Origin of the sequence: Vibrio spartinae, from assembly GCF_024347135.1 — a bacterium.
Lineage (GTDB): Bacteria > Pseudomonadota > Gammaproteobacteria > Enterobacterales > Vibrionaceae > Vibrio > Vibrio spartinae.
On record NZ_AP024908.1, the window covers coordinates 294996 to 321481 of the forward strand.

The 26486-nt window shown below is 48.0% G+C and carries 22 protein-coding genes; 11 read left to right on the plus strand and 11 right to left on the minus strand.

The features are described from left to right. Positions 1-11 precede the first annotated feature (11 nt). Entirely contained in the window at positions 12-758 is a 747-nt protein-coding gene (locus tag OCU60_RS19185) for a carbon-nitrogen hydrolase family protein (protein WP_074371251.1), read from the plus strand. A 52-nt stretch (positions 759-810) separates the two neighbouring features. Then, positions 811-1611, plus strand: a complete 801-nt coding sequence (gene lepB, locus OCU60_RS19190) for a signal peptidase I (RefSeq protein ID WP_159439430.1) — start codon at positions 811-813, stop codon at positions 1609-1611. 195 nt (positions 1612-1806) lie between these two features. Here the strand turns inward: lepB and OCU60_RS19195 are convergent, their stop codons facing one another. The 5 genes from OCU60_RS19195 to ugpB form a co-directional block, all read right to left on the minus strand. Further along, on the minus strand, positions 1807-2616 hold the full coding sequence (locus tag OCU60_RS19195) for an HAD-IIB family hydrolase (RefSeq protein WP_074371250.1): 810 nt from the start codon (positions 2614-2616) through the stop codon (positions 1807-1809). Beyond that, positions 2609-3715, minus strand: coding sequence for a sn-glycerol-3-phosphate import ATP-binding protein UgpC (locus OCU60_RS19200; RefSeq protein WP_074371249.1), 1107 nt, complete (start codon positions 3713-3715; stop codon positions 2609-2611). The genes OCU60_RS19195 and OCU60_RS19200 overlap by 8 nt, the downstream gene beginning before the upstream one ends. Positions 3716-3718: 3 nt before the next feature. Further along, complete coding sequence (ugpE, locus tag OCU60_RS19205) at positions 3719-4567, minus strand: sn-glycerol-3-phosphate ABC transporter permease UgpE (RefSeq protein ID WP_074371248.1); 849 nt, start codon at positions 4565-4567, stop codon at positions 3719-3721. Then, positions 4567-5448, minus strand: coding sequence for a sn-glycerol-3-phosphate ABC transporter permease UgpA (gene ugpA, locus OCU60_RS19210; protein WP_074371247.1), 882 nt, complete (start codon positions 5446-5448; stop codon positions 4567-4569). Before ugpA ends, ugpE begins: the two co-directional genes overlap by 1 nt. A gap of 89 nt (positions 5449-5537) precedes the next feature. Beyond that, positions 5538-6845: a sn-glycerol-3-phosphate ABC transporter substrate-binding protein UgpB gene (gene ugpB, locus OCU60_RS19215; RefSeq protein ID WP_074371246.1), complete on the minus strand. Its 1308-nt coding sequence runs from the start codon at positions 6843-6845 to the stop codon at positions 5538-5540. A 231-nt stretch (positions 6846-7076) separates the two neighbouring features. Between ugpB and OCU60_RS19220 the strand changes: the two genes are divergently transcribed. Both OCU60_RS19220 and OCU60_RS19225 read left to right on the plus strand, forming a co-directional pair. Then, positions 7077-7805: a glycerophosphoryl diester phosphodiesterase gene (locus OCU60_RS19220; RefSeq protein WP_074371245.1), complete on the plus strand. Its 729-nt coding sequence runs from the start codon at positions 7077-7079 to the stop codon at positions 7803-7805. Beyond that, positions 7805-8575 carry a DeoR/GlpR family DNA-binding transcription regulator gene (locus OCU60_RS19225; RefSeq protein WP_074371244.1) on the plus strand — a complete coding sequence of 257 codons (771 nt, stop codon included), beginning with the start codon at positions 7805-7807 and terminating at the stop codon, positions 8573-8575. The genes OCU60_RS19220 and OCU60_RS19225 overlap by 1 nt, the downstream gene beginning before the upstream one ends. A 95-nt stretch (positions 8576-8670) precedes the next feature. Here the strand turns inward: OCU60_RS19225 and OCU60_RS19230 are convergent, their stop codons facing one another. Continuing rightward, entirely contained in the window at positions 8671-9600 is a 930-nt protein-coding gene (locus tag OCU60_RS19230) for a LysR family transcriptional regulator (RefSeq protein WP_074371243.1), read from the minus strand. Between the two features lie 239 nt (positions 9601-9839). Here OCU60_RS19230 and OCU60_RS19235 point away from each other — a divergent pair, with 239 nt between their 5' ends. Next, positions 9840-10712: a prephenate dehydratase gene (locus OCU60_RS19235; RefSeq protein WP_074371242.1), complete on the plus strand. Its 873-nt coding sequence runs from the start codon at positions 9840-9842 to the stop codon at positions 10710-10712. Between the two features lie 13 nt (positions 10713-10725). Here OCU60_RS19235 and OCU60_RS19240 read toward each other — a convergent pair whose 3' ends face one another. Next, positions 10726-12546 carry a sigma-54-dependent Fis family transcriptional regulator gene (locus tag OCU60_RS19240; RefSeq protein ID WP_074371241.1) on the minus strand — a complete coding sequence of 607 codons (1821 nt, stop codon included), beginning with the start codon at positions 12544-12546 and terminating at the stop codon, positions 10726-10728. A gap of 298 nt (positions 12547-12844) precedes the next feature. Between OCU60_RS19240 and exaC the strand changes: the two genes are divergently transcribed. The 4 genes from exaC (at position 12845) to OCU60_RS19260 (ending at position 17326) form a co-directional block, all read left to right on the plus strand. Then, a complete protein-coding gene (gene exaC, locus OCU60_RS19245) occupies positions 12845-14365 on the plus strand; it encodes an acetaldehyde dehydrogenase ExaC (RefSeq protein ID WP_074371240.1) in 1521 nt (506 codons plus the stop codon). Positions 14366-14721: 356 nt separating this feature from the next. Then, a complete protein-coding gene (locus OCU60_RS19250; RefSeq protein ID WP_074371239.1) occupies positions 14722-15333 on the plus strand; it encodes a YagU family protein in 612 nt (203 codons plus the stop codon). A gap of 362 nt (positions 15334-15695) precedes the next feature. Next, positions 15696-16670: an amidoligase family protein gene (locus OCU60_RS19255; RefSeq protein WP_074371238.1), complete on the plus strand. Its 975-nt coding sequence runs from the start codon at positions 15696-15698 to the stop codon at positions 16668-16670. Then, a complete protein-coding gene (locus tag OCU60_RS19260) occupies positions 16643-17326 on the plus strand; it encodes a gamma-glutamyl-gamma-aminobutyrate hydrolase family protein (protein ID WP_074371237.1) in 684 nt (227 codons plus the stop codon). Before OCU60_RS19255 ends, OCU60_RS19260 begins: the two co-directional genes overlap by 28 nt. 95 nt (positions 17327-17421) lie before the next feature. On the opposite strand, the gene OCU60_RS19265 is transcribed toward OCU60_RS19260, so the two are convergent. Further along, entirely contained in the window at positions 17422-18831 is a 1410-nt protein-coding gene (locus tag OCU60_RS19265; protein ID WP_074371236.1) for a glycoside-pentoside-hexuronide (GPH):cation symporter, read from the minus strand. A 786-nt stretch (positions 18832-19617) separates the two neighbouring features. Here OCU60_RS19265 and OCU60_RS19270 point away from each other — a divergent pair. Together OCU60_RS19270 and OCU60_RS19275 are read left to right on the plus strand one after the other, a co-directional pair. Next, a complete protein-coding gene (locus OCU60_RS19270) occupies positions 19618-19887 on the plus strand; it encodes a hypothetical protein (RefSeq protein WP_074371235.1) in 270 nt (89 codons plus the stop codon). A gap of 99 nt (positions 19888-19986) precedes the next feature. Beyond that, entirely contained in the window at positions 19987-22749 is a 2763-nt protein-coding gene (locus OCU60_RS19275) for an immune inhibitor A domain-containing protein (protein WP_074371234.1), read from the plus strand. A 230-nt stretch (positions 22750-22979) separates the two neighbouring features. Here OCU60_RS19275 and OCU60_RS19280 read toward each other — a convergent pair whose 3' ends face one another. Genes OCU60_RS19280 through OCU60_RS19290 form a run of 3 tightly spaced genes read right to left on the minus strand, consistent with a single transcriptional unit; the run spans position 22980 to position 26087 of the window. Beyond that, positions 22980-25031 carry an FUSC family protein gene (locus tag OCU60_RS19280; RefSeq protein WP_074371233.1) on the minus strand — a complete coding sequence of 684 codons (2052 nt, stop codon included), beginning with the start codon at positions 25029-25031 and terminating at the stop codon, positions 22980-22982. Then, on the minus strand, positions 25028-25882 hold the full coding sequence (locus OCU60_RS19285; RefSeq protein ID WP_074371232.1) for an efflux RND transporter periplasmic adaptor subunit: 855 nt from the start codon (positions 25880-25882) through the stop codon (positions 25028-25030). Before OCU60_RS19285 ends, OCU60_RS19280 begins: the two co-directional genes overlap by 4 nt. Before the next feature lie 4 nt (positions 25883-25886). Further along, positions 25887-26087: a DUF1656 domain-containing protein gene (locus OCU60_RS19290; RefSeq protein ID WP_074371231.1), complete on the minus strand. Its 201-nt coding sequence runs from the start codon at positions 26085-26087 to the stop codon at positions 25887-25889. Positions 26088-26486 lie beyond the last annotated feature (399 nt).

Sequence of the window (26486 nt, forward strand, 5' to 3'; positions counted from 1 at the left end):
AAGGAGGAAACTTGAACACAAATGTTACGATCAGTCTGGCTCAAATCCCAGTCATCAAAGGCGATGTAAAAGCCAACCTTGAACAGCATCTTTATATGATTGAACGCGCATCTTCTGCTCAAGCCGATGTCGTGGTATTTCCGGAACTTTCATTAACGGGGTATGAACTTGAGCTGTTGGCTGAGTTGGCTGTACCGCCAGAGTCATCGCACTTCCAGATGCTATCTCAAGCCGCTGTTGACCATGATATTGTCGTTATCGCCGGATGCCCGCTTAAACCGGAACAATCGCGCAAGCCAACAATCGGTGCGGTTATCTGTTTTCCTGACGGTGCTGTGCAGTTTTATGCAAAACAGTCCTTACATGCGGGAGAAGAGAGATATTGCTCACCGGGTGAAATGGATTACTGTTTTCACATCAAAGGATATCAAATCGCATTGGCGGTTTGTGCCGACTTTGCCGACCCTCAGCATGCTCAGCGCGCCAAAGCAGCTGGTGCCGATATCTACGTTGTGAGTGCTTTAATCTCAGATCACGGCTTTGTGCCGGATGCCAAGATTTTATCTCAAACAGCGACTGAACATGGTTTTCCTGTTTTTTTGAGTAATCATATTTCAGTCACCGGCGGGTGGGACACGTGTGGTCGCAACGCCGTCTGGAACTCATATGGCGAGCTTGTGTTGAGTTCTGAGACTAAAGATAGCTGTCTGGTCTTGGGGACGGTCACTGGCAATCAGATCGAAGCCGCGAAAATATAACGGCTCTGTCATCGGAAGTAATCATATCTAAATGAACGAGGAAGCAATCATTGTGACGAAAAAGAGAAACCCAATCTGGGCAGCACTGCTGTCAGTGCTCACGCCGGGTCTTGGGCATGTCTATGCCGGTGATTTAAAAAAGGGCTTGTCACTTATCGGTGCTGAATATGGTGTCATCCTCGTGGCAGGCATCGCTGGTGTGCTATCGACGTTCTATGGCATCGCAGTGTTGATTGTTTTTTTTATCGGGTTTTATATTTTTGTCATCATCAGTTCAGTGAGACTGGCCCTGAAAAACCGGCAATACCAATTACAGTCATATAACCGCTGGTATTGGTATCTGGCGATATTGATGGCGGTCTCGCTGCTCGCCAATACATTGTTCTCTGCGCGTGGCGCTATTCTCGGTTATCAGACGTATCAGATTCCTTCCCGAGCGATGGAGCCGACTTTGCAGGTCGGTGACTTGATTACGGTGAATACCCGATATCACCAACCCAAAGTGGGGGACGTGATCGTATTTTTATACCCGAAAGATCAGCGGATTCTCTATGTTAAAAGAGTTGCGGCAGTGGGTCATGATACGGTATCGATACACGATGGTGTGGTGTATCGCAATGGCAAGCCTGAGCCCTTGCTCGCTGTCCCGGAGGATCGCAGAGTCAGAAATATTTCGGTCTCTATGGATGAAAGACGTATTCCTGAAAATGAGCTGTTTGTTCTTGGCGACTGGCGAGATAACAGCAGCGACAGCCGGTTTTGGGGAACTGTCCCGGTCAATGATGTGATTGGTCAGGTGACGCAAATCTGGTTTGCCAACGATGCCAGCAGGATTGGCAAAACGGTCAAATAATACTCATCTGCATCAATGCTTGTGTAGGTTTCCAATGACAGCCCCAGCGCCTTGAAAGACGTTGGGGCTGTTCGTTTATGAGTGCTTTTTATTGATGAGTACTTTTTATTTATGGGTACTTTTTATTCATGAGCACTTTTTTGTTGATGAACAGACCTCACTCATAAAAACAGTGCATAGACGGAAAAGGAGCGGTTATGTGCCTCGCAGTTGCAATAAGTTATCGGCCAGCTCCGAGAATCCATAGCCACCGTTGCGTTCGGTGATGAAACTGGGCTGATGGGTCAAATCATCCATGACCGCAAGAATATTATTGACGCCAAAGGTCAGGGGCAGCCAAGCGAACATACTTTCGTCATTGTGAGAATCACCGATGTAGGTCACGGTTGCCAAATCAATTTCATCTTGCTGCGTGATACTGCGTAAAAACGATTTGCCACTGCGTTGTTTGCTATGTTCGCCTACCCACGCATTGATATGGATCGAACTCAGCATCACATTAACGGGGTCGCCATCGATGCTTAAATCACCAATTTGCCGGGCAATGTCTTGTGCTATGGTTTTGTTGACCGGAATGCGATCCTGACTCAGATTAATCGCAACATCACAGATTCGGTAACCTTGGTCTGCGGCAAAATCGACATCCGGGTAATCGGCTAAAATCGTCCTGATTTTTTCTCTGAGCTGTTCCTGACGCTCACGCATCGTTTCAACCGGTTGGGTGTAGTGGGTTTGAAAGCCGTGGCGATTTTTGATCATCCAGAATGCGCCGTTTTCGCCAATCACCCCGTACAACGGCCAAAGTTTAGCGATATGATCGCACCATCCGGCACAAGCGCCGGTCACGGCAACGACTTTCACCCCAGCGCGGTGCAGCCGTTCGAGAGCGGTGAGCGTCTCGGGTGGAATTCTCCCGCGCCACGTTAAGGTGTCATCGACATCAGTGAGTAACCATTCTATCTTTTTGGCTCGCTCTGCGGTCAGTTGTTTGATCAGACTAACCATTGATGATCTCGCTCTGTACGGTGACGGATAACGGAGAGGGCAGGCGTTGTTCACTGGCTGTATCAAACAGGTGAAGATGTTCGAGAGGAATTGCCAGACCTAACGTTGCACCGATATCAAATTGCTGCCCTTCATGGACGCGAATAATCAGCTTTTGAGCGTCATTGTCACGGATGTGGCAGTACAATAATACGTCTGCACCCAATGCTTCTATCATCTCTATTGTCGCCTCAAACATCGGATTGTCCTCGACGATCTGAATATGTTCCGGGCGCATGCCCAGTTTGACTTGCCCGAGCTCCCACCAAGTGGTGTCCATCTTCAACGGATACCGCCCCAGTTCGAGCCCGTCGGCCGTGACAAGGCAATCCAGAATGTTCATGGCAGGTGCGCCGATAAACGTGGCCACAAACAGCGACGCTGGTTGTTGGTAAATCGCCATCGGTGTGCCGACCTGTTCAATATTGCCTTGATTGAGCACGACCAGCTTATCGCCTAAAGTCATGGCTTCGACCTGATCGTGGGTGACATAAACCGCAGTGGTCTGCAAACGACGCTGGAGCTTTTTAATTTCCAGCCGCATCTGAACACGGAGTTTCGCGTCAAGGTTCGACAGCGGCTCATCAAATAAGAAGACTTTGGGGGAACGGACAATCGCACGTCCCATCGCCACGCGCTGGCGTTGTCCGCCGGAAAGCTGTTTAGGTTTGCGTTCCAGCAGATGGTCAAGCTCTAACATAGTGGCGGTGTCTGTCACCATCTCACGTATTTTCTCTTTGGGAACTTTACGGTTTTTCAGCCCGTAAGCCATGTTGTCGAACACCGACATATGCGGATAGAGCGCATAGTTTTGGAACACCATCGCAATATCCCGTTGCCCGGGTTCGAGATCGTTGACCGGTTGTTCGTTGATCATCAACTGCCCGGCACTGATCTCTTCGAGGCCGGCGATCATTCTGAGCAGGGTCGATTTACCGCAGCCACTTGGCCCGACTAAAACCACCATCTCACCGTCGTCAATCGCGAGATCAACGCCGTGTATTGCCTGAAATCCGTTCGGATAAGATTTTTGAATGTCTGTCAGTGTTAATGTCGCCATGATTTATTTCTCCGCATCGACCAAACCCTTCACAAATGCTTTTTGCATACCAATGACCACCAGTACCGGTGGCAGCATTGCAATCAGGGTAATCGCCATAATTTTGTTCCATTCCACAATGCCATCATTGACGTTTAATAACTGCTTAATGCCCATCACGATGGTGTAGTATTTGACATCCGTGGTAATCAGTAACGGCCAGAGGTACTGGTTCCAGCCATAGATAAAGGTAATCACAAACAGCGCTGCGATATTGGTGCGTGACAATGGTAGTAAGATGTCAAAGAAAAACCGCCACGGCCCCGCGCCATCGATGCGTGCAGCTTCGACCAACTCGTGCGGCACGGTCATGAAAAACTGACGGAACAGAAATGTCGCGGTCGCACTGGCAATCAGCGGAATCGTCAGCCCGTAAAACGAATTGAGCATGTGTAAGTCAGTAATTACTTCAAAGGTCGGCATAATGCGCACTTCGACCGGCAGCATCAGCGTGAAAAAGATCACCCAGAAGGCCAGCATTCTGCCCGGAAAGCGGAAAAACACCACGGCATAAGCCGATAGGATCGAAATCACCAGTTTGCCGACGGTGATACAGAGCGCCATGATCAACGAATTGGTCAGCATCAGCGCGAGTGGGAAGTCGGAGCCATTGACTTTATCGCCGGAAGAAAACAGCGTCTTGAATACATCCAGCCCCAGATGACCGAACCATAGCGGTGTGCCGGTGGCGAAATCACCGTTGCTGTGTGTGGTTGCCACAATTGCCAGCCAGACCGGAAATGCGACCGAAGCAATGCCAAGAATCAGCGTCAGGTGACAAAACAATTTGAATAAGGGTCTTTGTTCAACCATCAGTAGGTCACCTTTTTCTCGACATATTTAAACTGAATCACCGTCAGCAGGGCGACAATGATCATCAGAATGACTGACTGTGCTGCCGATGAGCCCATGTCCAGCCCGATAAAACCATCGTTATATACTTTATAGACCAGTGTTGAGGTGCTGTTACTGGGGCCACCCTGAGTCATGGCGTGAATGATGGCGAAGGTATCAAAGAAGGCATACACGAAATTCACCACCAACAGAAAGAAACTGGTCGGCGTGATCAGCGGAAAACTGATGGTCAGGAAACGTTTGATCGGCCCGCTGCCATCAATGGCTGCCGCTTCATGCAGCGATTTCGGCACTGATTGCAATGCAGCCAGAAAGAACAGAAAGTTGTAGCTGACTTGTTTCCACGTCGCGGCAATCACCACCATGGTCAGTGCCTGCGTGCCGTTCAGTTTCGGGTTCCAGTCCACACCAAGCAGACGAATCCAGTCACTGACGATACCGATGGTCGGATCGAACAGAAATAGCCACAGTGAGCCTGCAACCACCGGGGCGACGGCATACGGCCAGATCAGCAGGGTTCGGTAGGCCAGTGCCCCGCGGACAACATTCTCGGCCACGCCCGCCAACACCAGCGCACTGATTAACGCCAGACAGGCGACCGCACTGCTGAACACAAAGGTGGTCCCGAGTGAGCCAAGATAGTGACTGTCGGCAAATAAGCGCAGAAAGTTTTCGGCGCCGACAAACTCGGTTGATATGCCAAAGGCATCTTCGAGCTGGGTGGACTGCACAATCGCTTGTCCGGCAGGCCAGAGAAAGAACACAAACGTAATAAATAGTTGAGGTGCAATCAGCATCAGTGGTAACCAACGATGCTTAAACACCACTTGAGATGACATCATAATTCAGTCACTTATTTCAGGTGAAAGCGGATCGAACCGATCCGCTTGTGTCGCATGGTGCATATCATGAATTTGCGTGAAACCGGTTATTTTTGCGTCCGTTCAAAGCGGCGTAATTGTGCATTGCCGCGTTTGACCGCATTGTTGAGTGCTGTTTGAGCCGATTCTTTGCCAGCCCAGACCGCCTCAAGCTCTTCATTAATAATGTCACGTGTCTGAAGGAAGTTACCGAAGCGGATTCCTTTTGAGTTTGCCGTTGGTTTTTTTGATGTCATCTGAATGACAGCAACTTCCGCCCCCGGGTTTTTCGCGTAGAATCCCTGCTGTTTGGTTAGTGCGTACGCCTGTTTGGTGATAGGCAGATAGCCGGTGAACTGGTGCCAGTCCGCCTGAACTTTCGCACTGGACAAGTATTTAAAGAATTTTGCAACTCCTTTGTACTCGGCTTTGGCGTGACCTCTGAGTACCCACAGTGAAGCGCCACCGATGATGGTATTTTGCGGCGATTTGATCACATGCGAATCATAAGGAAGCTGGGCAACACCGACATCAATGCCTTTCATGTTTTCTTTAATCCCGGCCAGACCGGCAGAAGAGCCCATGCTCATCGCGCACGTTTGGGTATAGAACAGCGGCATCGCATCAGACTGACGTCCCCCATATTTGAAGACCCCGTTTTTTGCCCACTGCGCCATCTGGTTGATATGGTTGACAAAAGGTTTGGTGTTGAATTCGAACTTGGTTTTCAGGCCGCCAAAGCCGTTGTTTTGCGTTGCCATCGGAATGTTATTCCGCGCACCGAAGTTCTCGATCTGAGTCCAGGATTGCCATGTGGTTGTGAAACCGCATTTTGCCCCGGATTGCAGCAGTTTCTGCGACACTTTGCCCATGTCATCCCATGTTTTCGGTGGCGTGGTAATGCCGGCTTTTTGAAACATATCTTTGTTGTAGTACAACACCGGGGTTGAGCTGTTGAACGGCATGGACAGCATTTTGCCATCGTTGGTGGTGTAATAACCGGTCACAGCGGAAAGATAATCGTTGGGGTTAAATGGTTCTTGGGTATCTTTCATCAGTTGATAAACCGGATAAATCGCTTTTTTGGCGCCCATCATGGTCGCAGTACCGACTTCGAACACCTGCACGATTGCCGGCTGTTCTTTGGCCCGAAAAGCGGCAATGGCACTGGTCATCGTCTCCGCGTATGTGCCTTTGTACACCGGTTTGATTTCGTATTGATCCTGACTCGCATTAAAATCGGCGGCAATCTGGTCAACTTTTTTCCCTAAAGCACCGCCCATGGCGTGCCACCATTGAATTTCAGTTTTGGCAAAGACCGGTGCGCTGACCAGGGTCGTTGCAAGCGTCAAACCAATGAGTTTTTTAAGCGTCATGCTAATTATCCCTATCATTCTCATTTAAAATTCAAGCGAACATTCACTTGGCGTGAAAGTACCTGATTGATGTTCATATGAACGTTACGCAAGCAAAATGACGCTTAAATGACAGATAAATGAATTTATTTGAACCCTATAAACTGTCATTTGAACGTAATCTTTCCGTCACATCGGTTTGGAATGCTTCTTACATCGATGAAGGAAAAAGCATCCGTGAGGAAGATAATTATGCAGGTCATGGCGCACCGGGGATATTCGAGTCAGGCACCGGAAAATACGTTAGCCGCATTTAAACGAGCCATTGCGTTCGGCTGCCAATGGATTGAGTTGGATGTGCAGTTAACCGCAGATCACATTCCGGTCGTGATTCACGACCAGACATTAGAACGTTGCACCAATGGCGTGGGTCAGATTGGTGAACTGACATTCAGTGAGCTGACACAATATTCGGCGGGTCATTGGTTTGATCAAGCATTCCGTGATGAGACGGTGCCAAGTTTAGAAGCGACCTTGCAACTGGCGAAACAGCATCAGATCAACCTGAATATTGAGCTAAAGCTGTATCCCGGAGATGACGAAACGCTGCTCTGCCAACGGGTGGCGGCGGTGATTGATGCGGTCGGAATTGCTCAGGAACAACTGCTATTTTCCAGTTTCAGCGTGACGGCACTGGCTGTCATGCAGCGGGTGATGCCAGCCATTCGCCGTGGGGTGTTATGGGAAACCATACCGAGCGATGCTTTTGAGATTCTGGAGGCGTTAGATGCCTTTAGTGTTCACTGTGATTATCGTCATTTGGATGAACCGCAGGCCGCCGCGATGAAACAGCGTGGTTATGCGCTGTATTGTTATACGCCGAACCATCCGCTGGATGTGGCCGAGCACTGGCGGTGGGGCGTGGATATGATGATTACGGATAAACCGCACTGCTATTCACCACAGTTGACCGGTGACTGATGGCAGATTTAACCGTTCGCCAAGAACAAATTCTGGCGCTGGTCCATCGTGATGAATATTGCACCATTGAGGCGCTGTCACACCATTTTGCGGTGACGACGCAGACCATTCGTCGTGATATCAATGCACTCTGTGCGATGGGGCTGGCAAGGCGACATCATGGCGGGGTCGGTTTACCGGCGACACTGTCGAATCGCAGCTATTTAGCACGTCAGGCAACCGATCAGGCCGAAAAGCGCCTGATTGCTGAACGTGTCGCACCGTTGATTCCTGACGGAAGTACCGTCTTTTTAGGCATCGGCACGACAATCGCCTTGATTGCGGAACGTTTGGTGCACCATCACGAACTGCGTGTGGTCACCAATAATTTTGAAGCCGCGCATATCCTTTCTCAAAATGAACACATGGAAATCTGGCTCCCGGAGGGACGGATACGCAGTCATGACGGAGATATCGTCGGTGACCATGTCAGCCAGTTTTTTAGTCGCTTTTCCGCGGATATTGGCATTATTGGCTGTGCTGCGGTCAGTCACTTGACGCAACCACCGATGCCCGGCCGCTTTGAAACTGAATCGGCGGAATTTGCCATGGAATATGAACTCCGTGAGGCTGCGGTCAGTCAGGCGATTGTTCATCACTCACAGCAGAAATGGCTGGTGGCCAGTCAGGCGAAATGGCAAAGAAAAGCCAATGCAAAAGTGATTGCGCTCAACCAGTTTGATCGTCTGTTTACCGCGGAATCATCACACGATGAATGGACCGACGCATAGCGGTGGTGTTTGCCTCACACCGCTTATCACTTCATTACACCATTTGTTAAGCCATTACATCATTGGTCACATTATTGGCGTACCGTTTCAAACGGTCATTGATGAAATCGGAGTGCTGCGGTCAGTTGTTGTGTGATTTCATCAATAAACACGCGCACGCGGGCTGGCATGTAATGGGTTTGTGCATATTGCATGACAATCGCACCGTGATAGCTGCTTTTAATCGACCAGTCGGGTAATAACCGGACGATTTCACCACTGGCTAACGCTTCCCGAACCACAAAGTCGTGAAAAATCCCGATGCCCAGCCCATGTTTGACGCCGTTAAGCCGCATCTGTGAATGATTGACGGCATAGCGTCCGGTGACGGTGACCGTATGGGTTTCCTGCATGTGCATGAATGTCCAGATGTTATCTTTATTATGTTCGGCCAGATAGAGACAGTCATGGTGTTTTAAGTCTAATGGATGGGCCGGCTGGCCTCGCTCAGCCAGATAAACCGGGCTGGCACACAGCACTAAATTCGTCTTGCCGATTTCTTTCATCACCAGACTTTCATCGGGTTTGTCGGTTAAACGAATGGCGACATCAATATTGTTTTTAAACAGATCAATATGGCCGTCCTCGGCGCGTAAACGCAACTGAATATCCGGATACTGTTTGAGGAAGGGGACGACCAAAGGTTGCAGGACTGAATTGAGAAAGGCCTCCGGCGCTGCGACCGTCAGGGTTCCCGACGGATGAATATGCTCCGAGGTTGAGAGATCAACTGCCTGCTGAGCTGCTTGCATCATCACCAGACATTGGTCATAAATCTGTTGACCTGACTGGGTAATCATTAGTTTGCGGGTGGTTCTTTCCAACAATTTGACGTGGAGCGATTGTTCCAGTCTGGTAACTAACTTACTCAGGGCGGAAGGCGTGACCCCCAGTTTCGCGGCTGCTGCTGTGAAACTGCCTTCATTCACAATCAGAATGAAGGTTGCCAAATCCGGTAATAAGCTGATTAATTGTGCCTGAAGCATTGAAATAGACCATCCCGTCAAAAAGGTTGCTGAGCCTATCATACCGGAGTGCTGTCGGGGACGGGTAGTGCGATGAGCAGCAGCGGTTTATTTTATGTTAAACTGTCGGTTCATTTTCGAGGATAGATCGCGGGATTAGGCGTGATGTGTGCGGACGTGATGTGCTCGGATAAAAACCTGCACACGACAGAAACATGCGATTGAGAAAAACATGATTGATAGATGAGTTTGGGAAGGACATGAGAAAAATTGCCACACTGGGGCCGCAGGGAACATTTTCGGAAACCGCAACCCGTCGCTATATTGCCGGGCTGTCAGCATCAGCGACGAATACGCCGGCACTGCCATCCGAGTTGGTGTATTTCCCGACCATCGAACGGGCGTTGGCTGCGATTGGTTCGGTTTGTGATGTGGGTGTGTTGCCGATTGAAAATTTCTCTGAGGGCTTTATTCCATCCGTGCTCGATCAACTGATTCATGCGGATCTGAAAGTCATCGGTGAAGTGATTCTCCCGATTCGTTTTGCTTGTGTGAGTACGGTTGCGTTGAGTGAGATTCAACAATTATTTGTTCAGTTCGTCGCGAAAGGGCAGTGCAGTCGTTTTATTGAATCATTGGGACCCTGTCAGATTGTTCTGACCGAGAGTAATACCGAATCGCTGGCTTTGGCTCGTCAGGCATCACAACCCAGTGCGGCCATTGTGCCGGCGGATCATGTGCAGCAAGAGACGTTTGCTGCAGTGGTTGAGAACGTCAATGACTATGAGAATAATCAGACTCGGTTTTTGGTCTTTGCTGCCCAACATTACCCGGAGACTTATGATGCTGAAGCCGACTATAAAACCAGCCTGATGGTCGTCGATGAGCATGATCACCCCGGTTTTCTCGGTGAGATTCTGACTTCTTTCTCCCGCCGGAAAATCAATCTGACGTCGATCATTTCCCGGCCGACCTGCACACAATTCGGTAAATATCACTTTTTTATCGATTTGGACGGCCACCACCAAGACTCAGCCGTCGCAGCGGCTCTGACCGAAATCGAGGCAATCAGTAAAGTAAAATGTCTCGGTTCTTATTTGAAAGCCCGGGTCCTTGAGCGGTCGCGTTTTTGAATGTCTGAACCGGCTAGCAATTCAAAATACCAAGCATTTTGAGTTTACGGTAGATCGTATTGCGGCTGACACCGAGTAACCGGGAGGTCTGGCTGATATTTCCCTGAGTTGCCTGATAGGTTTGCAGCAAACGGTTTTCGACCGTGGTTTTTAAATCTGGCATTCGCTGTGCTTTGCTGACCTCTGGTGGTGAGGTGTCCGCCAGTTGAATCGATGAGGGGTCGGTTGGTGGTGCTGACGTCGTCAACGATTTCAGAATATGACCGGGCATATGTGCCAGTTGTAGTAACGGCTCGTCGCTGGTGAGCAGGCAAGTGACTTTCAGCATATTATCCAGTTCGCGAATATTGCCCGGCCAGAGATAAGCTTGCAGAATGTGCAGTAGTTGCGGACAGATTTGTTGCTGATTGAGACGATACTGACGGTGAATCTGTTCAATCAGTTGGGCTTTATCCTGCCGCTCCCGCAGTGGCGGTAGTTCGAGCACCAGCCCGTTGAGCCGATAGTAGAGGTCTTGGCGGAATCGTCCGGCTGCGACTTCTGCGGTTAAATCCTTATGGGTGGCCGCGATGACCTGAATATTGACCGCTTGACTCTGACCCGACCCAACCGGAATCACTTCTTTTTCTTGTAAGACATGCAGCAGGCGACATTGTGCATCCTGCGGCATGTCGGCAATTTCATCGAGAAACAACATACCTTGATGGGCTTGGCGGATTTTACCCTGATAACCTTTAGGGCTCGCCCCCGTGAAGGCGCCGGCAACATAACCGAATAGTTCGGATTCGATCAGATCTTTGGGGATCGCGCCACAATTGACGATTACCAGCGGATGATGTTTGCGTGAGCTGTGCTGATGTAAGGCTTTGACGAATTCATTTTTACCGACCCCGGTTTCTCCGAGAATCAGCAAAGGAATATCTTTATCGATCAGTTTATGCGCCTGTTGCCAGGCTTGTTCAATCCGGTCATCGCCGAAATGAAGTTCACAGGATGTGGTGAATGCGCTGGCCGCGCGAAACGTGCTGGATTTTGTTGCAGCGGATTGGAGAGGCTGTTTTTCAAAAACCAGCGCCCGGTCTTGCTGTTGTAATAGGTTCTCAATGGACAGCCCAATAATGTTGGGGCGTTCAAGTAACTGAAATGCAATGTGGTTATGCGCAAGAACTTTACCGGATGCGTCCGCAACCAACACCCCCTGCCAGCCGCTGTTGAGTAAGTTTTTTTCACAGGCCAGATTGATTTTAACCGCACCGTCAGGGATATCGCATAAAAGATGGTTTTCCACCTGTTGAACCATATTCTGCACCAGCATTTGCGTGGAAAGATCATGCTGCTGTTGTTCGCTGGTAATATCCAAAATACCGATGAGTTGCCCGTGGTGATTAAACACCGGACTGGCAGAGCAGCTAATAAACTGGTGCTGATGAACGTAGTGTTGTTTGCCGATAATCGTTAATGGTCTGGCTTCGACAATCGCAGTGCCGATGGCGTTGGTCCCTTTGAGGTTTTCCTGCCAGCAAACACCATTCTCTAATGCGATCTGAGTCAGGCGTTCTTGAAACCGTGGTTGCCCCCAGCTTGCCAGAATGACCCCTTCCCGGTCGGTCAGGATCAGGCGACTGTCACTATGCGCAAACATCTGATTAAACAACGGCACCGCATAAGTTTCGACAGCTTGAATCAGCGGGTTCACCGACCATTTCCGTTCTTTGAGTTCCGCACCGGACATGATGATGTTGTCAGGTTGTCTACGCTGTTTTAAACCGGCTTGATGACAGCGATCCCAAGAGGATGTCAGCCAGTCACCAGCAGAAAATTGAACATGTTGCATCACTGTTTCACTCTTTCACATGAACGGTGTTCCATTTTGGAACACTTGAACAATTTGGAGAGAATCATTGGGTTATCCCAACACCAATGGGTTACTGTTGTTATTTTTTGTTAATCATAGTGTTACAAAAAGGTAACAACAAGCTTTTCCATGCTGGCCTGTGATTTGCGTTACACAGAAAATAACAGGTAAAACAGAACGTCTGAATAAGCTCATCATAAACAATCTCATAATAAATAATGTCATCACAAAAAATGACATGAACGTGAACGATAAAATCGGCCAGAAGGAACGACATATGATTTATGCGCAACCCGGAACAACAGATGCAATCATCAACTTTAAATCCCATTATGATAACTATATTGGTGGTCAGTGGGTCAAACCGGTTGGTGGAGCCTACTTTGACAATATTTCTCCGGTGAATGGTCAGCCTTACTGTCAGGTTGCCCGCTCTTCGGAAGCAGATATCAACCTTGCTTTGGACGCAGCGCATGAGATTCGTGCTCAATGGGCTGCAACATCCGTCACTGAGCGTGCCAACATTCTCCTCAAAGTTGCCGATCGCATTGAAGCACATCTGGAAGAGCTGGCTGTTGCTGAAGCATGGGAAAATGGCAAACCTGTCCGTGAAACGCTGGCTGCGGATCTGCCGCTGGTGGTGGATCACTTCCGCTATTTCGCCGGTTGTATTCGTGCGCAGGAAGGGTCAGCCGCAGAGCTGGATAGCACCACGGCAAGTTATCATTTCCCTGAGCCGATCGGCGTCGTCGGACAAATCATTCCGTGGAACTTCCCGATGTTGATGGCGGCCTGGAAACTGGCACCGGCACTGGCGGCGGGCTGTTGTGTGGTATTAAAACCAGCAGAACAGACACCAACGTCTATACTGGTACTAATGGAAAAAATTGGTGACCTGTTGCCACCGGGTGTCGTCAACGTCGTCAACGGATATGGTGCTGAAGCCGGACAAGCATTAGCCGTCAGTAACCGCATTGCCAAACTGGCGTTTACCGGTTCAACCCAAGTGGGCAACCATATCTTGAAATGCGCAGCCGATAACCTGATTCCATCAACCGTTGAGTTGGGTGGTAAATCACCAAATCTCTACTTCTCCGATATTTTCGATTACGAAGATGAATATTTAGAGAAGTGTATTGAGGGGATTTTGCTGGGGTTCTTCAACCAAGGCGAAGTCTGTACGTGCCCGTCTCGGGTGTTGGTGCATGAATCGGTTTATGAACGGTTTATTGAGAAAGTGATTGAACGGGCGAAAACCATCAAACAGGGCAATCCGCTCGATACTGAAACGCAAGTCGGATCGCAGGTATCACAGGAACAATTCGACAAGATTCTCAGCTATCTTGAAATCGGTCGTAACGAAGGCGCTCAAGTTCTGTTTGGCGGAGAAACATCGCAACAGCATGGCAGCCTCGAAAATGGCTACTATATTCAGCCGACCATGCTCTTCGGTCATAACAAAATGCGCGTCTTTCAGGAAGAAATTTTCGGCCCGGTGATTGCGATTACGACGTTTAAAGATGAAGCCGAAGCCTTGGCGATTGCCAATGATACGGAATACGGTTTGGGTGCCGGAGTATGGACGCGCGATACTAACCTCGCCTATCGCATGGCAAGAAATATCGAAGCGGGTCGGGTTTGGGTGAATTGCTACCATGCTTATCCGGCGCATGCGGCTTTCGGTGGCTACAAAAAATCAGGCATTGGTCGGGAAAATCATAAAATGATGCTCGGCCACTATCAGAATACGAAGAATATACTGGTGAGTTACAGCATCAACCCACTGGGATTCTTTTAGAGTTTTGTCCCCCCCGCTTCACGAAAGAGAAGTTGTGAAGCACTTATTGTGCTATGAACTAAGGACGGTTTAGCACGCTTACGCAGCGCCTCTGTTTTCAGAGGCGCTTTTTTATTGGCAGATTTTTATTCGTAAGCTGGTCGCGGCCTGTCCCTGTAATTTGTTTTTGTTACTTGGTATGCATTGTTTATCATTTATCCGGTCACACCGTCACGCCAGAATTGTGATGTACATTTATGTGCATCGATGCTATAACCCCTTTTGCATTACTTTTTTAGCTTATTGTTTTTAACTTATTGTTTTTTAAATTGTTATTTTTGTAAATTATTTTTCCAATAAAATTTTGAGATGGTGTTATGAGTATTTTTCAACAATCAGATCCGGCTCGTCGGCGTTATGGCCTCGCGGCATTCATTGGCCTTATTGCAGGTATTGTTTCTGCATTCGTGAAGTGGGGGGCTGAGCATCCGCTACCGCCTCGTAGTCCCGATGATATTTTCAGTGCGGCTTGTGCACCGGAATTACTCAATCGTGTCGCAGAACAGATTGACTGTTCGCGTAATTTTTTAAATCCACCTTATGTTTTTCTGCGTGATTGGTTGGGAATGGTTGATCCGAATAGTGCGGTGTATACCTTCGCCGGACATGCGTTCAACTGGGTTGGCGTGACACACATTATTTTCTCCATTGTGTTTGCCGTTGGTTACTGTGTGGTGACCGAACGGTTCCCTGTCTTTAAACTATGGCAGGGTCTGCTTGCCGGTGCATTGGCACAACTGTTTGTCCATATGATCTCTTTCCCACTGATGGGTTTAACGCCACCGGTTTTGGATTTGCCTTGGTATGAGCATGTTTCTGAAATTGTCGGGCATTTAATCTGGTTCTGGTCGATTGAAATTATTCGTCGCGATTTACGCAATCGGATGACCCACGAACCGGACCCTGAAGTGCCAATCACGGCTCGGTGAATTTAACCTGCATCGATGACGGTGTGATTGAGGTCCTTGCGATCGTTTGACGCGTTCGGTGACGACTCTCGAAGTCTTCAAATCATGTCGCCCTTAAGAACCGATGAGATGCCACCACGTCTGCTGTTTTGACGTGGTGGCATTTTTTTTTGGATCGCTTTGGTACTGACGGGGCTGAAGGGTATTGAGAAAAAGTGTATTGAGCAGAGAGGGTATTGAGGAAAAAAGGTATTGAGAAAAAAACAGATTGAGAAAGAAAAGTATATTGGATAACAATTACTTAGACTTCCAGCCATCTTGCAAAAGCCCGAGGCCGATATGCTAGACTGGTAAGAACGATGTACAACAATGGTGATTGAGCAATGTCATTTAAGATGCCACCGGTGACTGACACGCACCAAGGTGCGGTCAGAAAAGTAGGATTTGAATTGGAATTTACCGGTTTGACGCTTGAACAAGTGATTGAGCCCTTGTGCTCAATTTTAGGGGGACAAGTTGAACAGCGGTCCGCGGTTGAGTTTCATGTACGTACCGACGATTTAGGTACGTTCAATATCGAACTAGACTGGGATTTCCTCAAACGTAAAGCCCAAACGGCTTGGCAGAAAGACGATGGTCATCAACTGGTCGATATGTTGCATCAGGCTGCTTTGCCGGTTGTACCGCTTGAAATTGTCAGCCCGCCGATTCCGCTGGATCAACTTGAGCCGCTGAATCAACTGATTCCTGCATTGCGAAAAGCGGGGGCGAAGGGGACCGAAGATTCTGTGATTGCTGCTTTTGGGGTGCATATCAATCCTGAATTACCGGATTTGAGTGCTGCCACGATCAATCGCTATCTCAAAGCATTTGCTTTATTACAGTGGTGGTTAGTCGAGGCGCATGGGGTTGATCCGACACGGCGAATCAGTCCTTATATTGCGCTCTATCCGGAAGCTTATGTGAAAGAGCTGCTCACGGATACTTCCGCTGATTTGACGCATCTGTTTGATCGCTATCTTAAACATAATCCTACGCGCAATCGTGCGCTGGATTTACTGCCGTTGTTGGCTGAGATCGATGCTGATCGGGTGCGTCAGGTGGTTGATGATCCTAAAATCAAAGCGCGTCCCACATTCCACTACCGTCTGCCGGACTGCCGGATTGAAGATGCGGGCTGGGATCTGACCAAGAGTTGGGATTTGTGGTGTGTTGTTGAAAAGCTTGCAGCGGATCCACAGGCTATCGAGACGCTGGCCGCACGCTTTCTTCAATTAGAACGTCCTTTGATTGGTGTCGAACGCAAAGTTTGGGTAAAGGAGATCTCACAATGGCTCAACGACCAAGGGTGGGTGTAACGGGGAATGGCAGACGCTGGTCCCCCTCGTGGTGGTGTACCCGGATTGCATTATGGCTGGTCGGTGCGCGGGCGATCCGCCTGAGTGTTCATCACGCATGGACGGGCGAACCGTTGGATGCGTTGATCATTGGTGGTGGTGACGACATCAGCCCCGAGCATTACGGCGACGATGTCAATCAACAGGTACGGCTCGATCCGGAGCGCGACCAACTGGAAATTGACTGGATTGAATGGGCGCTCGAACACCGGAAGCCCTTGCTGGGGATATGCCGCGGATTACAGTTGATCAATGTGGTCAAAGACGGCTCTTTATATGTTGATATCAGTGAGCTGCGGCAACAGACATATAACCGTTCAGGGCTACTCCCGACCAAGCAGGTGAAGCTCCGTGCGAATTCAAAACTGGCGGCACTCTGTAGAAAAACGCATTTACGTGTCAACAGCTTGCATCATCAGGCGGTCAAAAATGTCGGTCAGGACTTACAAGTGGTCGGCTGGGATTTAGACCAGTTTACGCAAGCCGTCGAAAGCACCGATCACACCCCGATACTCGGTGTGCAGTGGCATCCTGAATACCTCTTTTATTTACCCGCCCAACTTGCGATTTTCCGCTGGCTTTGCTGTCAGGGAGCCGCTTGTCAAGCGAACTCCTAATCTTGATGACTGTTGATTGCCTGAGGCAACCAACAGTTCATACTAACCTTTTCAACATTCTCCTGATTCAAATCAAATGTCTTGAATCAGAACGGTTATACTAATGCCTCCCGGTCTTTCTGGGCCTGGATTGGATCAGCCGATTGTGACGCATCAGGCAACTCAAGCTCAGCTAAGTCAGCTTTGATTTGGGATAATTTATTGTTATCCAGTTTATAGAACAGCATGAATATCGCTAATGCTGCAAAGAAAACCCCGGGGATCACGGTAAACAATAAGTTGATCGCATTAATTGCTTCTGGTGTTTGAACGGCAGCGCCGCCTTGATATCCCGCCCAAGCCAGAATCCAGCCGACACCGGCACCACCAATTGCGATACCAAGCTTGATGGCAAACAGATTGGTTGAAAATACCATGCCGCTCAGTGAGCGATTACTCCGAGTTTTTTCGTAGTCAACCACATCCGACATCATGCTCCATAAAATCGGAGTGGTACTCATCTGTACGACACCCAGCAGAACGACTAATGTAAATACTGCCGGAACATTGGTCGGTTCGACGAAGTAGAGCAATGCTGCGAGAATCCCGGAAATGACAGTCAGAATGCGATACATGGTGGGTTTGTTATATTTGCCGAATAACGGAGAAGATACCATTGCCCCAACAATGTTCGCCAACATGCCGGAAACCATAAAAATAGTGGCAAGGTCAGCCCGGCCCATCACGACTTTCACATAGTACATCGTTGATGCGCCTTTAAATACAACCCCCGTAAGCAGCACGACGTTAACAATGAACAAGATTCGCCACTGGCTATTTTTCATTAACCGTTTTAAGTCTTGCAATGCAGATTGTCTCTCCTCGGTTGGGACATAGCGCTCTTTGGTGTTGGCGAAACTGAAAAAGAATAATGCGATAGCACCAAGTCCCATGATGGCCATTGCGCCCAGATATCCTTTTTGCGTGTTCCCTTGGCCGATGATATCTACCAGCGGGAGTGCAACCATGGCAACAATCAGACCACCCGCTGTACTCAATGCGAAACGATATGACTGTAGTGAAGTCCGTTCACTCGAGTCATTGGTCAGCGCATTGGCCATCGCACAATACGGGACATTGATTGCTGTATACATCAGGGTTAAGAAAATATAAGACGCGTAGGCGTAGATGAGTTTGCCGGTTTCTCCAAAATTCGGGGTGAAAAATGCGAACATACAAGCGGCCCCGAAAGGGACGGCGATCCACAGCAGGTAAGGTCTGTAGCGGCCATGCTTTGAACGGGTTCTATCGACAATTGAACCCATTATCGGGTCTGTTACGGCATCAATGAAACGGACAAGTAAGAACATGGTTCCCATATGTGCGGGAGAGAGCCCATAAATGTCCGTATAAAAGTAAGCTAAAAAAAGCATGACGGTCTGCCAGACAAAGTTGCAGCCGGTATCGCCTAAGCCATACGCAATTTTCTCTTTGGCCGACAATTTAATCGTAGTCGTCGTAGTCATTTTATTTATTCTCCAGGGTACAGTTTTTACCAATATTTATAGTATTTATTGTGTAAGGTCGTGAGATATAATCAACTTGTCTAAATTAATAATGGTTTTATGATATTTTATTAATGTGACAAATATTGCAGAAAGAGTAATTTATCAAGTAATAAAGTTATTAAAAATCAATGACTTATTTTTAATATCAAATTGTTTTTTGATGATATTTGCGACGTAAAGCACAATTAAACAATAGGAGATATCAAGAATAAAAAAACGTAATTATTGGAAAAATACTCATTTGTTCATCTGAATCGATTATAAAAATAGATAATTTTTCGACTCACAGGATGAATAAATATTTAAAAGTAGAGATGGAAGATGCGAACAGTCATCATGTATTTCATTTTACCATTCTCTGTTGTGAAACATCGCTACCAAAAATGAGACAGATGTCGCCTTGTGTTGTATGAACCATACAAGCAGAGATAATTCTGTTTATTTGTGATATTTATCCAAATATATTTCAATATAAATAATTTTATCATCATGATGATGATTTGAATGCTAGGTATATTTCACGAATTGACGGGATTCGTCAATGATAGATGAGTGAATGATAGATGAATATGTGCTGTATTTTTCTATATCTTCTTTTTTATCAATTAATAGCGGTCATACTATGATGACTGTTCATTATATTTTCAAGGCATTGGATAAATGGTTTAAATTAAAAAATTATTTGTTGAAAAAATGTAAATATAAATATATTTTGTAAAAATCAATTACAAAAAAAGACTCAATATGAAAGCAGGGATCGCATTTTTATTGACGTTGAGCTTCTCGGTTCAAGTTTATTCCGGCTCTCCGCCTCAGGATGAAAAACTACTACAGTCACTGATTCAACGTGGGGTTATCTGTCAAGGTTTAACCTACGAAGAACAGCAAGAAGCACTGCGTATTTATCTGCATAAAAAAGCAAAAATGCATCCAGATAAATCGTTAGGCGCTCAATCATCAGAAGCATCTGAAACAACGGCTTCGAAGTCATGTATTGCACCATCTAAACAATAATTTCACCCACAACAAACCTGTTTGTTTTGATTTTATCCTTGATCAAAATTCAGGATGCGTTGGCTATTTGTAACATAAAAAAATAAGAAGGATTATCCAATGATAATAATGAGGAAAACCTTGCTTGTAACGGCAGTGATGAGCTGTATCGGCATCAGCAGTTATACGCATGCACATGCCCCGGTTGATATGGGGGTTGTGAATGAAGAAAAACTGATTGAAATGCTGATTCGCAAGGGAGTCGTTGATCGTTACGCCTCTGAAGAGGCCAAACAACTTGCTCTTAAAGCATACTTGGCGAAAAAAATTAATCATGGCTTTAGCGGTGATGATCGGCTTGGGAAGAAAGCACTGCTCAACCGGGCAAAAGTGCTGAAAGCGATGAAAGCAGGGAAAGGCAGTCAACAACACAATGTTTTCGCGCTGGATGTCAGCCAGAAGCGCAATGATAAAGTGCTTGCTTTGTTGATTGATTTTCCTGATTTGCCATGGAATGACAACCGATTGACTCCAGAACTGACGGATATGTTTTATGCCGATTATCTGCCCGAACATTATCAGTCGTTATTATTTTCCGATACCGGTTATGACGGCCCAAGCGGGCAGAATCTGATCTCAATGCGTCAATATTATCATCAGGAATCCGGTGATAGTTACGGGGTGTCCGGTCAAGTCATGGGATGGTATCACGCGGCTCATGAAGCGGCTTACTATGGGGGACACAGCAAATCCGGCGGTAATGATGTCAACCCGCAACAACTGGTTCGTGAAGCGCTCGACCAACTTGCCAATGATCCCAATATCAACCTTGCTGATTTTGATATTGAAGATCGCTACGACTATGACAATGATGGCGACTACCGCGAGCCGGATGGTGTGATCGATCACCTGATGGTCTTCCACTCATCCGTTGGCGAAGAAGCCGGTGGTGGGGTGCTGGGTGATGATGCCATTTGGTCACACCGCCATAATCTGGGACAGTTTTATGTCCTGCAAGGCACGCAGAGTAACGTCCCGGGCCGGTTCAATGGTCAGTATGCTGCCTATGACTATACCATGCAGCCTATCGATGCGGCCGCTGGGGTCTGTGCGCATGAATATGGGCACGATTTGGGATTACCCGATGAATATGACACCCAATATACCGGTAAAGGTGAGCCGGTGTCTTACTGGTCAATTATGTCTTCAGGCAGTTGGGCCGGGAAGGTTCCGGGTACAGAACCGACCGCATTTTCGGCTTGGTCGAAGCAGTTCTTGCAAGATGCCGTCGGTGGTAAGTGGGTCAAACCGACAGAAGTAACGCTGGATGAGCTGGCACAACATGCCAAAGTGATTAAGCTACGCCAGACCACCGATACTGAGCAACAAAATCTGGTCAAAATTCCTTTGCCTCCGAAACAAGTTGAAGACTTGCCACCGTATGAAGGCAGTTATGATTTTTATTCAGATAAAGGCGATAGTCTGAAGAACAAAATGCATCGTACTTTAACGGTACCGAATGCATCCAATGTGACGTTGAAGTTCAAAGCGTGGTATCAAATCGAAAAAGACTATGATTTCGCGAGAGTCACGGTGAATGGTGAGTCTGTTGCCGGCAATATCACCACCATGGACGATCCGCAAAATACGGGATTGGTGCCAGCGATTTCAGGCGAATCACAAGGCTGGGTCGATGCTGAATTTGACCTGTCGAAGTGGGCCGGGCAGGAGATTAATCTAGGATTTGAGTATGTCACAGACGGCGGTCTGGCAATGGCGGGTCTCTATCTGGATAATCTGCAACTTGAAGCGGATGGGGTAACAACGCTGATTGATGATGCCGAAAGTACACCGACGTTTACGTTTGACGGTTTCCGCCTCAATAATGGTTTCCACACGGCCGACCATTATTATCTGCTTCAGTGGCGAAGCCATGAAGGTGTGGATGCCGGTTTGGGTCACTTACGGCGCTTCAACGATTTAATGTCGTTCGAACCGGGTCTGTTGGTTTGGTATGTGGATGAGTCCTTAACCGATAACTGGGTCGGCAATCATCCCGGTCAAGGCTGGCTCGGTGTGGTTGATGCGGACCAGAATACTCTGGTTTGGGCCAACAGTGCTCAAGCGGCACAAACCCGTTTCCAAGTGCGTGATGCAGCATTCTCATTGCAAGATCAAGCACCGTTGCGCCTGGTCAACAATGCTGGCGATGTACTGGAAGATAGCAGCTTGATTGCCAACGCTAACTTTGCCGATGATCAGGATTACAGCAACCCCGGTCAACCGGATGCCGGGCGGTTATTGACGGAACTGGGGCTACAAATCGATGTGTTAGAACATGGGGAAAATAATCAATATGGTTTGATTAAGATTACCCGACAATCGACACCCAATACGGCACCCGAGGCTGATTTTGATTTCACAGTGAATGATCTGACTGTCTCAACCACCAACCTTAGCCAAGATCCTGACGGCAGTATTGTCAGTTATCACTGGGACTTCGGTAACGGTCAGACGAGTACCGCGGCAGCCCCGACGTGGACGTATCAAAAGCCGGGTTCCTATCGTATTTCCTTAACGGCAACTGATGATCAGGGCGCAACCGATAGCATCAGTAAACAGGTCACAGTGTCTGAACCCGGTCAGGCTCCGATTGCACGTGTTTGGCATTTTAATTTATTCCGGACGGTTGTGGTGTGGTCGACCAGTTGGGATGAAGACGGCCATATTGTTGATACCAAATGGACGCTGCCCAACGGTGAAGAGAAGCATGGCGTGTCGCTGATACATACGTTCCCTCAGCATGGTCAATATGATGTGTTATTGACGATTACGGATAACGATGGAAAGATGACAACCAAAACCATTCACTTCGATCTATAACGGTCTGATTTATCGACCATTTATATTGACAATGATGTGTTTTGATACTGACAAAGTGCAACCTTTTGGTTGCACTTTTTGCGTCAAAGCTTTTGCATCAAAGCTTTTGCGTCAAAGCGACCGGAAATGGGATCAAACACGCGCGATGCATATGAATTACGGTATGACTCGTTTTCGAGTTTCGATAACGCTGATTTGAATCGGATGAATGGAGGCAATGCAGCAGAGTATTACGCGTTGATACTCTTTGCTGTTCTGTCAAACGTAAAGCCGATCCGTTGTATCATCCCTTCAACCATCCGAATTTGTGCTTCGTTGACCCCTGCGGCTTGTAGGTCGGCCAATAATTGTTCGGAAGCAATTTGAAGGGGCTCACTATACCGGCCTTGGGCTGCCAATCCATAAGCTTCTGCCAACACCGTTTGCCAATGTCGGTACGATGAGGTTTGTTGATTCAAGCCGAGCGTGTTTAACATCCGGCTGAAGCGCAGAATAATATGGCCGAGGTTGAGCCCTGTCAGCACGATATCGGTCATTCTCTGTCGCTCCGGTGTCGGTTCTCCGGCGATGGAACGGAGGAGTCGATCGGTCATCCGGGCGTTAAAGCGGGTTTCTTCATTTTCCTGATGACATGAAAGGGACTGCAAATCGTTCACCGTCGCTTTTAAGACGCCTTTTTGAATCAGTTTCAGGCTCGGGCCGGTGATGATTTGGAATAACCAATACAACAGGTAGCTGCCGCAGATAATTCCCAGCCCGCTACTCAGTGCGAAGTCGATAGAAAACGACAGGCTCATATCCGACCCGGGGCGAGTCAAAATCGTGAACGGAATGCAAAAACCGAGTCCGTAAGGCAGGGTCGGACGGTTGGCCAGTGCCAGAAGGCCGAGAAAATAAGGCCCGGCCAGAACCATTAAGAGTAAAATATAATCGGCCGAACTTTGGGCAAGAATATTCAGCGCATAAAAAATAGCGACACCAACGGCAACGACGGCACTGATCGTCAGTCGTTTCAGCACGATGGTGACAATGTTGAGCGGTAAACGCGCCATCATCATCGAAAAGATCACGGGCAGAATCATCATCAGGATCACCGCTGATGAGCCAGTAAAAATCCAGAGCGTGGAAGAAATGGCGAAAACACTCACGGTTCTCAGTGCGACGGAAAACCCGATCCACGGATCACGATGGGGTTGAAACTTCGGCGCATGGAGTCGTGTGCCTTCACGGTGGAAAATGGCCTGATAAGTGGTTAAGACCACGATCAGATCTGCGGACATTTCCATGGCAACTTTGACCAAGCGTAATTCTATCGGACTCGGTTGCTCCGTAGACTGCTTGAGTATGAGCAGTTTTTGTCGCAGGTTTTTCGCAATTTGATAACAGACTTGTCGGTCCGTTTCGACTTTCATTTGGCAGACGGATTCGCGGATATGCCGGACGACTTCATTGAGAAACGGGCTATCCAGCTCGGGGTGATAACGTTTGACCCGGCCAAAGATTTGAATCACAGCCAGTAACGACATGATTTTGTTATTCAGCAGAGAGATAGCCCGGTAAATACTGGGGCCTTGCGGACCTTCATACTGAACCGCACTGGTACTCTCATTAAGTTGGGCCAGTGTTTCCAAAATCGCGTCAAGCGCCTGATGACGTTCCTGATGGGTTTTGTGTTCGTCCAGCTCATGATCGAGATAATGCAATGTCTGATTGACAACCACACGGGAGAGTTCGTGCAGGCTGTCTTTGATATGTGTCGGCCAGAAAAACAGGCTGATGAATGTGGCACAGACCGAACCGACAATCAGCTCACTCATCCGCGCCTGAGCGACATCAAATACAGTATGGCTTGAGATGGTTGCTGCCGGTTGCGCCATGGTCAGCACGACAATGATGATCGGCGTGACACCGGCCATCGTATAGGCATAGGTGGCATTGGGGTTACGTACCATGGCAGAACTATACGCCATGATTCCCAGCCAGAGCGCCAGCGCCGGTAATGCCAGTTCCGGGAATGGCATCAACCCGTTCAGAATCAAAATGCCGATGCCGCCCCCGACCAAGGTGCCGCTGATTTGGCTGATCCCTTTTTCAATGACCAGTCCGCTTTCGGGCCTGATTTGCAGAAACACGGCCGAAACCAGCGCCCAATAAGGGCGATCTAACTGACAATACATGGCTACATATAATGACAGGGCCATTGCGATAATCCCTTTGGTGGCAAAAATAACTGCCGAACGCTGCGGGAAAAAGATGGCCTTGGCGAGGACGGATGCACTCACTCCGTTGGTTCCTGTATGGTGATTGAGGCGGTCATACCGGCACTGAGTTGCTGTTGATCGACTTGATCATCGAGCTGGATATTCACCGGAATACGTTGGGAGAGCCTTACCCAGTTAAATGTTTGCTGGATTTGTGGTAGCAACTGACTGTTGGTATTGGTGTTGCTGTTTGCAATCGCACGACCAATGCTCAGCACTTTACCGGTCAGCGGTGGTTGCCTGTTCATCAACTGGATCGTTGTGGGCTGGCCGAGCTGAATTTTAGCGATTTTCGTTTCTTCAAAATAGCCGGTGATGTAAAACGAATTCTTTTCAACTAATGCCAGCACTGACGTCCCCTGACGGACGTAATTGCCGGAGCGCAGGCTCAGATTAATCACCGTACCGTCAAACGGTGCCGTTATCTTGGTTCTTGCGAGATTGAGCTTTGCTTCATCTAACCGGGCCTGAGCCAATTGATAATTTGCTTTGGCGATATCCATATTGATGCGGGCTGTTTCCAGATCTTCACTACTGATCGAATCTTGACTCGGTAGATTTTTACGCCGTTCATATTTGTGCTTTGACAATTCCCAAGCCGCAAAACGATTTTTCAGTGTCGCATTGGCCTGAGAGACTGCAATTTCGTAACGTTTCGGATCGATCCGGAACAGCGTTTGTCCCTGACGGATGGTCTGATTATCACTGACCGCAACCTGTGTGACAAAACCGGAAACATCCGGTGAGATGGTAATGATATGGGCGTTGACTCTTGCATCTCTGGTCCATGGCGTCAGCATATAGTGATGCCAGAGCCAGTAACCGGAGCATATAGCGATCAGGATCATGATGATAGTCGAAAATTTTTTCATCGCGTTACGCTCCATAGAGTGTGATAGAAAGAGATAAAATGCAGACAAAAAGACTGACTAACATCCATGCTGGCTTCCAGATTTTTGTATAGAGACCGGTGCGAAATAGCACGATCCGGATGAGGTACGTGATCCCCAGTGCAAAAGGGATGTAAACCACCAGCGGGCTAAAGAGAAGCCCCAAAAATGGAATTTCGTGTAACACTTGTGCTCCCTTAAATTAAGCTGTCATGGGCTTGATGACAGTCATACGATAGATGAGGTCAAATACTGCTTGGCGCTCCCACAGGCAGGGACTTGGCTATGATACGACGTTTATGTCACGCGGAAAAGAACAGCATGGGTTGTTGAATGACATCCTCACCAGTCACTAGCAAAGATGCTATGTCGAAGTGATTTGAGCTGTATTAAATTATGCTAGCGCATTGTTAGTAACAAAAGAAGTATTAACAAAAAAGTATGAACCAAGAAGTATGAACAAGAAAACGATGAACAAGAAAGGTGTTGAAACGGTTCGGTTTTATCATCTGAGTCCGCTTGATCACGGAGATGAATCGCTCGGCTCATTTCATCTTATTTATGCTTGTGTAAACGTTTCCACTGT

Bases quoted from the DNA above. Each gene is read 5' to 3' on its own strand.
- OCU60_RS19195 (WP_074371250.1), bottom strand. From the start codon at position 2,616: ATGGTTAGTCTGATCAAACAACTGACCGCAGAGCGAGCCAAAAAGATA.
- OCU60_RS19200 (WP_074371249.1), bottom strand. From the start codon at position 3,715: ATGGCGACATTAACACTGACAGACATTCAAAAATCTTATCCGAACGGA.
- ugpE (WP_074371248.1), bottom strand. From the start codon at position 4,567: ATGGTTGAACAAAGACCCTTATTCAAATTGTTTTGTCACCTGACGCTG.
- ugpA (WP_074371247.1), bottom strand. From the start codon at position 5,448: ATGTCATCTCAAGTGGTGTTTAAGCATCGTTGGTTACCACTGATGCTG.
- ugpB (WP_074371246.1), bottom strand. From the start codon at position 6,845: ATGACGCTTAAAAAACTCATTGGTTTGACGCTTGCAACGACCCTGGTC.
- OCU60_RS19220 (WP_074371245.1), top strand. From the start codon at position 7,077: ATGCAGGTCATGGCGCACCGGGGATATTCGAGTCAGGCACCGGAAAAT.
- OCU60_RS19225 (WP_074371244.1), top strand. From the start codon at position 7,805: ATGGCAGATTTAACCGTTCGCCAAGAACAAATTCTGGCGCTGGTCCAT.
- OCU60_RS19230 (WP_074371243.1), bottom strand. From the start codon at position 9,600: ATGCTTCAGGCACAATTAATCAGCTTATTACCGGATTTGGCAACCTTC.
- OCU60_RS19235 (WP_074371242.1), top strand. From the start codon at position 9,840: ATGAGAAAAATTGCCACACTGGGGCCGCAGGGAACATTTTCGGAAACC.
- OCU60_RS19240 (WP_074371241.1), bottom strand. From the start codon at position 12,546: ATGCAACATGTTCAATTTTCTGCTGGTGACTGGCTGACATCCTCTTGG.
- exaC (WP_074371240.1), top strand. From the start codon at position 12,845: ATGATTTATGCGCAACCCGGAACAACAGATGCAATCATCAACTTTAAA.
- OCU60_RS19250 (WP_074371239.1), top strand. From the start codon at position 14,722: ATGAGTATTTTTCAACAATCAGATCCGGCTCGTCGGCGTTATGGCCTC.
- OCU60_RS19255 (WP_074371238.1), top strand. From the start codon at position 15,696: ATGTCATTTAAGATGCCACCGGTGACTGACACGCACCAAGGTGCGGTC.
- OCU60_RS19260 (WP_074371237.1), top strand. From the start codon at position 16,643: ATGGCTCAACGACCAAGGGTGGGTGTAACGGGGAATGGCAGACGCTGG.
- OCU60_RS19265 (WP_074371236.1), bottom strand. From the start codon at position 18,831: ATGACTACGACGACTACGATTAAATTGTCGGCCAAAGAGAAAATTGCG.
- OCU60_RS19270 (WP_074371235.1), top strand. From the start codon at position 19,618: ATGAAAGCAGGGATCGCATTTTTATTGACGTTGAGCTTCTCGGTTCAA.
- OCU60_RS19275 (WP_074371234.1), top strand. From the start codon at position 19,987: ATGATAATAATGAGGAAAACCTTGCTTGTAACGGCAGTGATGAGCTGT.
- OCU60_RS19285 (WP_074371232.1), bottom strand. From the start codon at position 25,882: ATGAAAAAATTTTCGACTATCATCATGATCCTGATCGCTATATGCTCC.